Annotated in this window: 9 protein-coding genes; 3 read left to right on the top strand and 6 right to left on the bottom strand. The window is 76.1% G+C overall.

Annotated elements, in window-relative coordinates; genetic code table 11:
- From ACIRRS_RS37640 to ACIRRS_RS37620, 5 genes are all read right to left on the bottom strand, one after another.
- A partial coding sequence (locus tag ACIRRS_RS37640) for a beta-ketoacyl synthase N-terminal-like domain-containing protein (RefSeq protein WP_402981342.1) occupies positions 1–4,603 on the bottom strand: 4,603 nt, incomplete at its 3' end.
- A 167-nt stretch (positions 4,604–4,770) separates the two neighbouring features.
- On the bottom strand, positions 4,771–5,001 hold the full coding sequence (locus ACIRRS_RS37635; RefSeq protein ID WP_402981339.1) for an acyl carrier protein: 231 nt from the start codon (positions 4,999–5,001) through the stop codon (positions 4,771–4,773).
- The gene (locus ACIRRS_RS37630; RefSeq protein WP_402981336.1) at positions 4,998–6,938 is read right to left on the bottom strand and encodes an HAD-IIIC family phosphatase; all 1,941 of its coding nucleotides are present in this window, start codon (positions 6,936–6,938) and stop codon (positions 4,998–5,000) included. Before ACIRRS_RS37630 ends, ACIRRS_RS37635 begins: the two co-directional genes overlap by 4 nt.
- A 64-nt stretch (positions 6,939–7,002) precedes the next feature.
- The gene (locus ACIRRS_RS37625) at positions 7,003–7,791 is read right to left on the bottom strand and encodes a thioesterase II family protein (protein ID WP_402981333.1); all 789 of its coding nucleotides are present in this window, start codon (positions 7,789–7,791) and stop codon (positions 7,003–7,005) included.
- Positions 7,792–7,831: 40 nt separating this feature from the next.
- The gene (locus ACIRRS_RS37620; protein WP_402981330.1) at positions 7,832–8,611 is read right to left on the bottom strand and encodes a BTAD domain-containing putative transcriptional regulator; all 780 of its coding nucleotides are present in this window, start codon (positions 8,609–8,611) and stop codon (positions 7,832–7,834) included.
- 233 nt (positions 8,612–8,844) lie between these two features.
- Between ACIRRS_RS37620 and ACIRRS_RS37615 the strand changes: the two genes are divergently transcribed.
- From ACIRRS_RS37615 to ACIRRS_RS37605, 3 genes are all read left to right on the top strand, one after another.
- Positions 8,845–9,087, top strand: coding sequence for a DUF6059 family protein (locus ACIRRS_RS37615; RefSeq protein WP_402981327.1), 243 nt, complete (start codon positions 8,845–8,847; stop codon positions 9,085–9,087).
- A 201-nt stretch (positions 9,088–9,288) separates the two neighbouring features.
- The gene (locus tag ACIRRS_RS37610; RefSeq protein WP_402981324.1) at positions 9,289–10,950 is read left to right on the top strand and encodes an AAA family ATPase; all 1,662 of its coding nucleotides are present in this window, start codon (positions 9,289–9,291) and stop codon (positions 10,948–10,950) included.
- A 307-nt stretch (positions 10,951–11,257) separates the two neighbouring features.
- Positions 11,258–12,289, top strand: a complete 1,032-nt coding sequence (locus tag ACIRRS_RS37605) for an LLM class flavin-dependent oxidoreductase (protein ID WP_402981321.1) — start codon at positions 11,258–11,260, stop codon at positions 12,287–12,289.
- 65 nt (positions 12,290–12,354) lie between these two features.
- Here ACIRRS_RS37605 and ACIRRS_RS37600 read toward each other — a convergent pair whose 3' ends face one another.
- Positions 12,355–12,996: a TetR/AcrR family transcriptional regulator gene (locus ACIRRS_RS37600; RefSeq protein ID WP_402981318.1), complete on the bottom strand. Its 642-nt coding sequence runs from the start codon at positions 12,994–12,996 to the stop codon at positions 12,355–12,357.
- Positions 12,997–13,201 lie beyond the last annotated feature (205 nt).

Here is a 13,201-nt window from a genome sequence, read left to right as displayed (position 1 = left end):
TGCGGGCGGGTGTGGTGGCGGTGCCGCGCAGCAGCGCGGGGTGGTCGCCGCCCGAGGCGAGGGCCTCCAGCGCCGCCAACGCCTGCGACCGGTCGAAGGCGAGGACCGCCGCCCGGTGCTCCAGGCTCGCCCGGGTCGACAACTGGGCGGCCACGGCGGAGAGTTCGACGGACGGGTCCGCCAGCAGGTGCGCCCGCAGCCGTTCGGCCTGGGCGCGCAGGGTCGGCTCCTCGTGTGCGGAGAGCGGCCAGAACGTGACGCCCGCGACGGGTGCGAGCGAGGGCCCGGCCGGTGCCTGCTCCAGGACGACGTGCGCGTTGGTGCCGCTGATGCCGAAGGAGGAGACGGCGGCCCGGCGCGGGCGCCCGTGCTCGGGCCAGGCGGTCTGCGAGGTGAGCAGGTCGACGGCGCCCGCCGACCAGTCCACGTGCGGCGAGGGCGCGTCCACGTGCAGCGTGCGGGGCAGCGTGCCGTGGTGCATCGCCTGCACCATCTTGATGACGCCGCCCACCCCCGCCGCCGCCTGGGCGTGCCCGATGTTGGACTTCAACGAGCCCAGCAGCAAAGGGGTTTCCCGCGACTGCCCGTAGGTGGCCAGCAGTGCCTCCGCCTCGATGGGGTCGCCCAGCCTGGTCCCCGTTCCGTGCGCCTCGACGGCGTCGACCTCGGCCGGGGTCAGCCCGGCGGAGGCGAGGGCGGCGCGGATCACGCGTTCCTGGGAGGGGCCGTTGGGCGCGGTGAGGCCGTTGCTGGCGCCGTCCTGGTTGACGGCCGAGCCGCGCAGCAGGGCGAGGACCTGGTGGCCCTTGCGCCGGGCGTCGGAGAGCCGCTCCACGAGCAGGACGCCCACGCCCTCGGCCCAGGCGGTGCCGTCGGCCGCGTCGGCGAAGGGCTTGCAGCGGCCGTCGGCGGCCAGTCCGCGCTGGCGGCTGAACTCCAGGAACATGCCGGGCGTGGCCATCACCGTGACGCCGCCCGCGAGCGCGAGGTCGCACTCGCCCTGGCGCAGGGCCTGGGCGGCCAGGTGCAGGGCGACGAGGGAGGAGGAGCAGGCGGTGTCCACCGTCACCGCAGGGCCCTCCAGCCCGAAGGTGTAGGCGATCCGCCCCGAGGCGACGCTGGAGGTGGTGCCGGTGAGCAGGTACCCCTCCAGCCCCTCGGCCGGCTCGTGCAGCCGGGTGCCGTAGTCCAGGCCGGTCGCGCCGACGAACACGCCGGTCGCGCTGCCGCGTAGCCCGTCCGGGGCGAGGCCCGCGCGCTCGAAGGCCTCCCAGGCGGTCTCCAGCAGGAGGCGCTGCTGCGGGTCCATGGCGAGGGCCTCGCGCGGGCTGATGCCGAACAGGGCGGCGTCGAACCCGGCGGCGTCGTCCAGGAACCCGCCCTCGCGGACGTACGCGGTGCCGGGGTGGTCCGGGTCCGGGTCGTAGAGGGCGTCGAGGTCCCAGCCGCGGTCGGTGGGGAACGGGCCGATGGCGTCGACGCCGTCCGCGACGAGTCGCCACAGGTCCTCGGGCGAGGCGACCCCGCCGGGGTAGCGGCAGGCCATCGCGACGATGGCGATCGGGTCGTCCTGGGCCGCCGCCGCCCGGACGGCGGGTACGGCGGTGCCGGGGCCCTCGGCGCGTTCGCGCAGCAGGCGGACGACGGCCTCGGGGGTCGGGTGGTTGTAGACCAGGGCGGAGGGCAGGGCGAGGCCGGTGGCGGCCTGGAGGCGGTCGCGCAGTTCGACGCCGGAGAGCGAGTCGAAGCCGAGGTCCTTGAAGGTGCGGGCCGGGTCGACGGCGTCGCCGGTGGCGTGGCCGAGCACGAGGGCGGCCTGGGTGCGGACGAGGTCGAGCAGATCGGCGGGCAGCGGTCGCGGCGCGGCCGGTGCGATCGGCGCAACCGGTGCGGCCGACGCGCTCACGGCTTCCGGCTCGTCGGTACGGGCCTCCGAAGGGGCGTCCAGCCAGTGCCGCGAGCGCTGGAACGCGTACGTCGGCAGCGGCACCGGCCGGCCGCCGCGCAGGGCCGGGGAGCCGGCCCAGTCCACCGGCGCGCCGTGCGCGTGGGCGCCGGCCAGGGCGGTGAGCAGCGTCGGCACCTCGGGCCTGCCGCGCCGCAGTGCGGAGAGCAGCACGTGGCCCCCGTCGCCGAACCCGTCGAGCGCCTCGCGCCCGAGCCCGGTCAGGTGCGCGTCCGGCCCGAGCTCCAGGAACACCGTGGCCCCGGCGCGGCGCAGCGCGCGCAGCCCGTCGTGGAAGCGGACGGCCGCGCGGATGTGTCGGCTCCAGTAGGAGGGGGAGGTCAGCTCCTCGGCGGTGGCGAGTTCCCCGGTGACGTTGGAGACCAGCGGAATCTGCGGGGCGCGGAAGTCCAGCCCGGCGGCGACGCGCTCGAACTCGTCGAGGATCGGGTCCATGTGCGGGGAGTGGAAGGCGTGGCTGACGGTGAGCCTGCGGGTGCGGTGCCCGCGTTCGGCCAGGGCGACGGCGACGCGGAACACCTCGTCCTCGTCCCCCGACAGGACGACGGCGCGCGGCCCGTTGACGGCGGCCAGGGAGACCCGGTCGGAGAGCAGCGGCAGCACCTCCTCCTCGGAGGCGGAGACGGCGGTCATCGCGCCGCCGGGCGGGAGGGACTGCATCAGGCGGCCGCGGGCGGCGACGAGCGCGGCGGCGTCGTCGAGGCCGAGCACCCCGGCGGCGTGGGCGGCGGTGAGCTCGCCGATGGAGTGCCCGGCCAGGTGGCCGGGCTCGGGGGCGAAGCGGCGGACCAGCCGGTAGAGGGCGGTTTCGAGGGCGAAGAGGGCGGGCTGGGTGTAGCGGGTCTCGTGGAGGAGTTCGGCCTCGGGGGTGCCGGGCTCGGCGAACAGCAGGTCGCGCAGCGGGCGGTCCAGGTGCGGGTCGAGTGCGGCGACCGCCTCGTCCAGGGCCGTGGCGAACTCCGGGTAGGCGGCGTACAACTCCCGTCCGGCGCCCGGTCGCTGGCTTCCCTGGCCGGTGAACAGGTAGGCGGTGGAGGCCGGTTGGGTGCCCGCGCGGCCCCGGACGACGGAGGGGTGGTCCTGTCCGGCGGCCAGGGCGGCGACGCCGTCGAGGAGTTCGGCGCGGCCGGAGGCGAGGACGACGGCGCGCTCCTCGAAGGCCGTCCGGGTGGCGGCGAGCGCGTGGGCGGTGTCGAGCCGGGCGGTGCCGGGGGCGGTGGCGAGGTGGTCGCGCAGGCGGCCGGCCTGGGCGCGCAGGGACTGCGGGTCGCGGCCGGAGAGCAGGAAGGGGAGCAGGAAGGGGAGCAGGAGGGGCCGCGGGCCCTCGGGCTCGGCCTCGGCCTCGGGTGCGGCGTCCCGCCGTACGGGGGCCGGATCGGCCAGCACCACATGGCAGTTGGTGCCGCCCATGCCGAAGGAGCTGACGCCCGCGACCAGCCGCTCGCCGCCCCGCGGCCAGGGCCCGGTGTCGGTCCGCACCCGCAGGCCCAGCTCGGCCAGCGGGATGTCCGGGTTCGGCGTCTCGAAGTTGAGGCCGGCGGGCAGGCGGCGGTGCGCGATGGCGAGCGTGGCCTTCAGCAGGCCGACGAGTCCGGCCGCGCCCTCCAGGTGGCCGACGTTGGTCTTCGCCGAGCCGACCAGGAGGGGCCCGGCCTCGGGGCCGCGCCCGCCGCCGGTGCCGAGCACGGCGCCGAGGGCCGCCGCCTCGATCGGGTCGCCCACCGGGGTTCCGGTGCCGTGGAGTTCGACGTACTGGACCTCGTCGGCGGTGGTGCCGGCCCGGGCGTGCGCCTCCCGCAGCACCGCCTGCTGGGCCCGCCCGTTGGGCACGGTCAGCCCGTCGGTGGCCCCGTCGTTGTTGACGGCGCTGCCGAGGACGACGCTGTGCACGTGGTCCCCGTCGGCGAGCGCCCGGTCCAGCGGCTTGAGGACGACGGCCACGCCGCCCTCGCCGCGCACGTACCCGTTGGCGCGGGCGTCGAAGGTGTAGCAGCGCCCGTCCGGGGAGAGCGCCCCGAAGCGGGCGCTGTCGGCGCTGGAGCCGGGGGAGAGGACGAGGTTGACGCCGCCGACGACGGCGAGGTCGGACTCGCCCCGGCGCAGGCTCTCGCAGGCCAGGTGCACGGCGACGAGGGAGGAGGACTGCGCGGAGTCGACGGTGAGGCTGGGCCCGGTGAGGCCGAGGACGTACGAGAGCCGGTTGGCCAGGATGCCCCGGTGCAGGCCGGTGACGGAGTGCCGGTCGGCGGCGGCCTCGCCCCGGCGGTGGTGCAGGGCGGCGTAGTCGTCCCAGATGGCGGCGGCGAAGACGGCGGTGCGGCTTCCGGCGAGGGTGGCGGGGACGATGCCGGCCTCCTCCAGCGCCTCCCAGCCGAGTTCGAGCAGCAGCCGCTGCTGCGGGTCCATCGCGGCGGCCTCGCGGGGGGCGATGCCGAAGAAGGCGGCGTCGAAGTGGTCGACCCGGTCGAGGAAGGCGCCGTGCGCGGGGGCGTCGGCGGACCATCGGCCGGCGGGCGGCGCGCCGACGGCGTCCTTCCCGTGGCTCAGCAGCTCCCAGAACGCGGAGGGGTCCGGCGCGCCGGGCAGGCGGCAGGAGAGTCCGATGACGGCGATCGGGGCGGAGTGGTCGCTGCTCATGGTCTGTGCCGTGCTCCCTCGTAGTGGACACCGGGTCAGCCCACCGTCACGGGAGGGCCTAACGAGGGTCTTGCGGCGCTCTAAACCGGGGAACCGGGCCCGGAGCGGATGCGCGGACGCCCGGCCGGGGGCGTCCCGGCCGGGCGTCGAGCATGGGCGTCGGTGCGTTACGCGGGCGCGCTGGCGAGGTCGTAGACCGCCCGGAGCGAGGGCGCCTCCAGGAGGGCGGCCAGCGGCACGCTGCGGCCGGTCTCCCGCTCCAGCGCGGTGAGCAGCCAGAGCAGGTGGACGGAGTCCCAGCCGGGCACGTCGTCGAAGGAGGACTCGGCGTCCCCGGTGTCGATCGGCAGGCCCAGTTCGTCCTGGATGAGGGTGATCAGGTCGTCCACGCTGTTCATGCGCGGCGGCCTCCTTCCGCGGGTTCGGCGGCGATGGGTTCGGCTGGGAGTGGTTCGGCGAGCTCCGAGTCGAGCGTGACCCAGGCGGGCGGGGCGAGCGGCTCGGCGAGGTCGTGCCGGAACTCCGAGGCCGCGCCCTCGCCGGCCCCCGCCCCGGCCAGCGCGGTGAAGCCGTGGCGCGGGAAGAAGTCGCGCACGGTCCCGTTGCGGGCCGAGGGCAGGTAGCGCCCCCGGACCTCGCGCACGCCGGCGGCGGCGGCGTGGCGCAGGATCTCGGCGAGGGCGGCCCGCTCGATGCCGCGCGAGAAGACCCGGCAGCTGAGCAGGAAGTTCTCGACCTCCAGGCGCGCCCCCGGCCGGTCGTGGCGCAGCAGGACGGCGCCGATCAGGCCGTTCTCCCCGAACCGGTCGGCGGAGCGCAGGGCGAGCACCAGGTGGTCCGGGTCCTCGGCCCTGGCGGTGACGTCGGCGGGCTGGAGCCTCTGCGTGGTGAGGTTGAACTGGTTGGTGCGCAGGGTGAGTTGGGAGATCCTGGGGACGTCCTGGGGGCGGGCCCGGGTGAGGCTGACCCGGACGTCCAGCTCGGCCAGGTAGTCGTCGAGGGAGGAGAACCGTTGGAGGAAGTCGCCCCGGGCGAGCTCCTCCCGGTAGCGGGCCGGGCGGGCCCGGTCCTCGGCGGTGGTCTCGCGGACGTCGAACCAGCCGTCCCGCAGCAGGCGGGCGGGGTGCAGGGCGGGTTCGCCGTCGAGGTCGACGACGGCGACGGCGGGCAGGGCCGCCCGGACGGAGCCGCGCTCGAAGGGGCTGTCGTCGGCGAAGACGAGGCTGTCGACGCCGAGGTTGAGGGACTCGGCGAGGTCGGCGAGGTTCTCGGGCTTGGGGCGCCAGTTGGCGAGGACGCGGACGAAGTCCCCCGCGCGCAGCACGGTTTCGGGGTGCTCGGCGAGCACCTGGGCGACGGGCTCCGGGTCGTTCTTGCTGACGGCGGCCAGCAGGACGCCCTGGGACGCGAGTTGGCGGATCGTGCGCTGGAAGGTGACGTACGCCTCGCCGGTGTGGCTGCCGCCGAGTTCGATGCCCTCCGGTCCGTCGTCGCCGAGCACCCCGCCCCAGAGGGTGTTGTCGAGGTCGACGGCCAGCACCTTGCGGGTGCGGCCGGTGAGGGCGCGGGCGAGGTGGCCGGCCTGCCGGGCGTAGGCGGCGAGCAGGGCGGGGGAGAGGTGGGCCTTGGCGTAGGCGTCCAGGCGTGCGTCCCGGACGGCCACGCCCTCGTTGGCGAGCGGCTCCAGGTCGAGGACGACGGTGGAGGGGTGCTCCTCGCCGATGCGCAGCAGCCGGGCGTTGGCCTCGCGCCAGATCGCGCCGAGCCGGGCGCGGGCGCGCAGGTCGACCAGCTGGGCGGTGTGGTGGTGCAGCAGCGGGAGGGTGTTGAGGACGAGGGTGGCGCCGGGGGCGGTGGCGGCGAAGCGGGCCGCGAGCCGGGTGAACAGGGCGGTCTTCTCGGCGAGGACGCGTTCGACGTCCTCCGGCCCCCAGGGGAGCGGCAGTTCGTCGAGGACCACGGCCGGGTCGAGGACGCAGAGCACGAGGTGGGGCGCGGCGGCGTACAACCCCGAGGCGGGGTCGGACAGTTCGAAGACGTAGCTGTCGAAGTCGGTGAGGTGCAGGCGCGCCAGCAGCCCGTGCCGGGCGAGCTCGGCGGTGAGCGCGGGGCGGAGCTGGGCGAGCGTGCCGTGGCCCGTCACCGCGACGGTGACGGCGGCGGTGCCGGGGTGCTGCCGGAGCACCTCGTCCGGGTCGAGCCGGGCCAGGAGGTTTCCGGCGAGGGCGAGTTCGGCGTCGTCGGCCCCGGCCAGCAGCCGGGGGACGGTCGGGTACTCGTCGGCGAGCCGCCCGGCGCGGTGCAGGGCGCGCAGGTCGTCGGTCGTGGTTCCCATGGTCGTGTCAGTCCCTGGGGGTTCGGTCGTGGTCGCGTCGGTGCGGGCAGCCTCTCCGGCGGCGCTAAAGCAGCTCTGAGACCGGGCTGAGCCGGCGGGCGATCAGCCGCAGCACCTCGGCCTGGTGCTCGGCGAGGTAGAAGTGCTCGCCGGGGAAGACCCGCAGGTCGAATCCGGCGGTGGTGTGCGCGGACCAGGCCGCGGCCTCCAGCAGGGTGGTCCAGGGGTCGTGGTCGCCGGTGAGGGCGAGGACGGGGACGTCGACGGCGGCGCCGGGGGCGGCCCGGTAGGTCTCGACGGCGCGCAGGTCGCTGCGGATCGCGGGCAGGATCAGCCGCAGGGCGTCGGGGTCGGCGAGGAGGCGCCGGTCGGTGCCGCTGAGGTCCTCCAGGTGGGCGGCGAGCCCGGCGTCGTCGAGCCGGTGGTAGGCCTCCCGGCGGGGCTGGGAGGGGGCCCGGCGGCCGGAGACGACGAGCAGTTCCGGGCGCTCGTCCCCGGCCAGGCGGCGGGCGACCTCGAAGGCGAGCGCGGCGCCGAGGCTGTGCCCGAACAGGGCGAAGCGGCTCCCGGCGACGGCGGATCTCAGGACCGGGGTGACGAGGTCGGCGAGTTCGTGGAGGTTCCCGACGCCGGGTTCGCGGTGGCGGTCCTGGCGGCCGGGGTACTGCACGGCGAGGACCTCGACGCCGGGGGCGAGGGCCTCGGCCCAGGGGCGGTAGGTGCCGGCGGAGCCGCCCGCGTGGGGGAAGCAGACGAGGCGGACGGCCGTGTCGTCGCGCGCCCGGAAGCGGCGTATCCAGCGGTCCTCCGTGCGGTCGGGGTAGGTCGGGGAGGAGTGGGCGTGCGCGGTCATGGCGGGGCTCCCTGTCGGTGGTTGCGGGCGCTGGGGGACGTCAGGCGGCGGTGGAGAGGTCCAGGCTGCGGTCGGAGAGCAGGATCGCCCGGTGCACGTTCTGCAGGGCGGGGCCGGGTTCGATGCCGAGTTCGCTGTTGAGCGTGTGCCGGGTGGAGCCGTAGACGCGCAGGGCGTCGGCCTGGCGCTCGGAGCGGTAGAGGGCGATCATCAGCTGGCGCCGGAATCCCTCGTGCAGCGGGTGCTCGGAGGTCAGCGAGTAGAGGCGGCCGACGAGTTCCTGGTGCCGGCCGAGGGCGAGCCCGGCTTCGACGTGCTGGTCGACGCAGCTGAGCCGGGCCTGCTCGACCCAGGCGAGGAAGCCGTCCAGGATCGGCCCGGCCCGCAGGTCGCCGAGGGCCGGTCCGCGCCAGAGGCCGAGGGCGGCCCCGAAGGCGGCGGCGGCCTGGTCGGGCCGGCCGCGCCGCAGGGCGGCCCTGCCCTCGTCGCCGAGGCGCTGGAACTCCCGGACGTCGAGCAGGTCCTCGCCCAACTGGAGGCAGTAGCCGGGGGACCGGGTCGCGATGGGGTTGCCGGGGGCGCCGTCCCGGGCGAGGAGCTTGCGCAGCTGGGAGATGTAGACGTGGATCGCCGCGAGGTAGCGCTTGGGCGGGCGGTCGCCCCAGATCTCGTGGCTGAGCTGCTGGACGGAGACGACCTCGTCGGCCCGGACGAGGAGGGTGGCGAGGGCGACCTGCATGTTGCGGGCGTTGAGGGCCGGCGGCTGCCGGTCGTGCGGCTCCGGCTTGATCTGCAGGCTGCCGAGGATTTCGTAGCGCATGACTGCCTCCGGGGCGGGATCTGGATTCGCGCTCCAATCTGCACCGCCGTGCCGTCCTGGCACATCAGCGGAATTACGTACCGTCGCAGCGAGACGGAAGCGATACGGATACGAGGGGTACGGGCCCGGCCGGACGGCTTCAGCGGCGGTTCAGATCCGGTTCAGGGGGTGGACGGACAATCAGCAGCCGTGTCGAGGAGGCCGGTTCCTCCGGACCGGAGAGGGGGTGGCGGATGGAGCGGTCCTGGGCGTGGTGGTGGGACCACGTGCTGCCGGGGCTGGGCGCGCTGGCCTGCGGCTGGGGCCTGGGCCCGTGCCCGCCGGTGGAGTTGACGCCGAACGCCCCCCGGCCGCGGGAGGGGGTCGGCCCCGCGCCGGGCCACCCGGAGCGGCCCGCCGGGCACCTCGCGCCGACCCCCGTCGAGCGCGCGCTGTGGCGGCAGTTGGACGGGTACGACGCCCGCAGGAAGATCTGACGCGTCGTCACATACATGTCACCACAGGATCGTTACGGTGTGACTGGAGGATGTCCCTCTGTAAATTTTCCGTTGCCGGTACGTCCCGGGGCTGGGCGTTTGGCTACCGTGGTCCTTCGCACGCTTGCTCGACGAGAGATCGGGTGGGCGGACTCGGACGGGGGAACGACGAGTGCCGCGCGCGGGAAGGGGACACGACGTATGCCGTCCACCACGGGGGATCGACTGCTGAACGGCTCGGGCCCGGCGGTCCGTACGGAGGAGGCCACGGCCCTCCACTCCGTGCTGGACGCGCTGGCCGACGGACGCGGCCGGATGGCCGAACTCGTCGGCGACCCGGGCTCGGGGAAGACCAGACTGCTCGCCGGACTGGCCGAGGAGGCCGAGCGGCGCGGCGCGATCGTGCTGCGCGGCCGCGCCACCGAGGCCGGTTCGGCGCTGCGCTGCCAGGTCCTCGTCGACATGCTGGGCCGCTGGGGCGGCGCCGGGCTCGACGAGGAGCAGCGGACGGCGCTCGGCGAGCTGCTCCCTCAACTGGCTTTCGGGCCGGGCCCGGAGACGAGCCCCGCCGACCTGCCGGCCGCCTGGCGGGTCTGCCACTACTACGCCTTCGTCGCCCAGCGGCTGGTCCTGTGCGCCGGCCGCGGGCTGATCCTGCTGATCGACGACGCCCACTGGCTGGACGAGGGCACCCTCGAGCTGCTGGAGTACCTGAGCCAGCGTCCGATCGTCGGCCCTGTCGCGGTGGTGGTCTCCTACCGGCCCCGGCAGGCGCCCGCCGAACTGGCCGGGCTCTTCGCCGAGGGCGTCGAACTCGGCACCACCGAGCGGGTGGAGCTGGCGGCCCTGGACCCCCGGCGCGGCGCCGAGCTGGCCGGGCTGCCGGTGGACTCGCCCGCGCTGCGCAGGCTGCACCGCGAGTCGGAGGGCAATCCGCTCTACCTGCTCACGCTGCTGGGCGACCAGGCCGCCGACGCCCCGGGGGCGGGCCAGGCGGAGGCCGCCCTGCCGGTGCGCTTCGCCGCCCGGATCTCGGCCGAGTACGCCGGGCTGGGGGAGCGGCTGCAGCAGGCCGCGGCGGCCGGGGCCGTCCTGGGCGAGGAGTTCGACGCGGCCGGGGTGGCCGCGCTGATCGAGCAGCCGAAGGAGCCGACCTGCGGGCTGCTGGACGGCCTCGTCCGGCGGGACCTGCTCCGGACCGTCCCCGGCACCGACCGGCTCGCCTACCGCCATCCGCTGGTGCGCCGCGCCGTGTACGCGGCGGTGGACGCCTGCTGGCGGATCGAGGCGCACCGCAAGGCGCTGGACTTCCTCGCCGCGCGCGGCGTCCCGGACGCCGACCTGGCCGAGCACGTCCAGCGGTCCGGCCCCGGGGACGGCGAGCGGGACCACCTGGTGCTGGCCGCCGCCGCGCGGGTGGCGCTGCGGACGGGGGACGCCCGGGCGGCGGCCACCCTGCTGCCGGAGGCGCTGCGGCTGATGGCGGTGCGCGGGCACGCGCAGGAGGCGATGGAGCTGAGCGCCTTCGCGCTGAGCGTGGAGTCGGCGGCCCGGCAGCCCCGGGAGCTGCTGATGGGCTGCGGGGTGCCGCTGCCGACCGTGTCGGCCCCGGCCCCCGCCCCGGCGGAGCCCGCCGGGGCGGCCGTGGAGGTGTTCGCGGCGCTGACCGAGCGCGAGCGGGAGGTGGCGGACCTCGCCGGGACGGGCCGGCGCACCCGGCAGATCGCGGCCGAGCTGCGGCTGAGCCCGCGCACGGTGGACGTCCACCTGACGCGGATCTACCGCAAGCTCAACATCAGCTCCCGGGCCGCGCTGGCCCGGATCGTGGTCGAGTCGGGGAGGGCGGGCGGCCTGGCCGGATGACGGACGGTCGGGGCCCCAACAGGGCGTAGGCGTACGCTCCTTGCTATTCGGAGGGGCCCTCCGTATTGTGAGCGGTGCGGTCGGGCCGCCCCTGTCACGGCCCCGACCGCACCTTCCCCGCCTGCCACCGGAGGCGCCGGCCGTGCGCCGGCCCCCCGGCCGTGCGCGCGCCGCGCACCGGGCCGCGATCCGTCCCGCCGAGGCGCCGCCCCGGCCCGACGGGCTTCCGCCACCCTTCCCGTCCCCGCCCCCCGCACCGCCGGGGCCGCGCCCACTCCGGAGGACCCCTATGCCCCAGCCCGGCCCCGTGCCGATCTCCGTACTCGACCTCGCGCCCGTGCTCGGCGGCCGGACCGCCCTCGACGCGCTCCAGGACAGCGTCGCCCTCGCCCGGGCCGCCGAGGACCTCGGCTACCACCGCTACTGGGTCGCCGAGCACCACAACGCCCCCGGCGCCGCCAGCAGCGCCCCGGCCGTGCTGATCGGCCAGATCGCCGCCTCCACCAGCCGCCTGCGGGTCGGCTCCGGCGGCGTGATGCTGCCCAACCACGCCCCGCTCGTCGTCGCCGAGCAGTTCGGCACGCTGGCCGCCTTCTACCCCGGTCGGATCGACCTCGGCCTCGGCCGCGCCCCCGGCACCGACCCCGTCACCGCCCAGGCGCTGCGCCGCACCGCCGGACCGCTGGCCGCGGGGGACTTCCCCCGCCAGGCCGTCGAGTTGCTCGGCTACTTCGACGGCCCGCAGGACGCGGCGGAGGCCGCGGTGCGCGCGGTGCCGGCCGAGGGCAACCGCCCCGAGGTGTGGGTGCTCGGCTCCGGCCTGAGCAGCGCCGAACTCGCCGGCTCGCTCGGCCTTCCCTTCGCCTACGCGCACCAGTTCAACGCGCAGCTCACCGGGCCCGCGCTGCGCGCCTACCGGGAGTCCTTCCGCCCCTCGGCGGTGCTGGACCGCCCGTACGCGCTGGTCGCCGCGTTCGTCCTGGCCGCGGAGACGGACGAGGAGGCCGAGCGGCTCGCCGGGCCGATACGCGTGGCCGCGATCCGCACCGTCCGGGCCGGCGGGCGGCAGGACGCCTACCCCACGCTGGCCGACGCCCAGGCGTACGAGTACAGCGCGCACGACCGGCAGATCGTGGAGGGCTTCCTCGGCCGCCAGGTGATCGGCGGCCGCGAGCTGGTGCGGCGGCGGGCGGCGGAGCTGATCGCGGCCGGGGCGGACGAGTTCATGGCGATGACGGTGGCGCCCGACTTCGAGACCAGGCTCGCCTCCTACCGCATCCTCGCGGAGGAGGTGGCCGCGCTCGGCTCGGGCCCGCTCGCGGCGGCGGGCCGGGGCTGAGCGAGGCTGGTCCGGGTGCGGAGGCGGCCCGATCCCACCGGGGGTCGGGCCGCCTCCGCCCGTCCTCACGGACGCAGGCCGCGCGCCACCACGTCGAAGAACCGCTCGAACTGCTCCTCGTCACCGTCCCGTTGCTCCAGCGCCCACACCAGCGCGTTGACCAGCGTCACCGCGTCCGGCACCGAGATGTCGGCCCGCACGCCGCCGGACTCCTGGGCCCGGCGCAGCAGGAGGCCGGCGGCCGTCAGCATGCCCGCACAGGACTCGAAGTCGGTGTGCTCGTCGACGAGGTTGACCATCACGGCCGAGGCCAGGCCCCGGAAGCGGGTGGCATAGGCGGCGAGGTCGCGCAGCCAGTCCAGCAGCCCGGCGGCGGGGTCGGCGGAGTCGGCCAGCTCGCGGGCCCGGCCCTCCAGGGTGGCCATGCTGTCCTGCAGCACCGCCTCCAACAGGGCGGCGCGGGTGGGGAAGTGGCGGTAGAGCGTGCCGATGCCGACGCCGGCCCGGCGGGCGATCTCCTCCAGCGAGGCCTCGGTGCCCTGCTCCTCCAGGACGGTGGCGGCGGCCTCCAGCAGGCGCTCGTAGTTGCGGCGGGCGTCGGCGCGCATCGGCCGGGCCCCGGCGGGGGTGCGGGTCGCGGGCCGGTCGGGCCCGGGGGTGGCGGTCTGGGCGGGCTGGGCGGGCTTCGCGGGCCGAGGCGGCGTCATGTTCTCTCCGGGAGGCGGGTGCTGGGGGTCTTGACGGTAGCGGGTGACGGGGTGTCGGGCGGCGACCTTTCTTGCGAAGTGGAGGACTCCTCCGTATTCTATGTGGAGGGGTCCTCCTGTTTCATCGGAGGGCTGTTCCCCGGCGTACTCCTCGTGTACCCCCGCTGTTCCCGGTCCCCGCGCCCGTTCGTCGGCGCGGCCCCGT

This window comes from Kitasatospora sp. NPDC101183 (assembly GCF_044767945.1).
Lineage (GTDB): Bacteria > Actinomycetota > Actinomycetes > Streptomycetales > Streptomycetaceae > Kitasatospora.
This window is presented reverse-complemented; position numbering and strand designations above follow the sequence as displayed.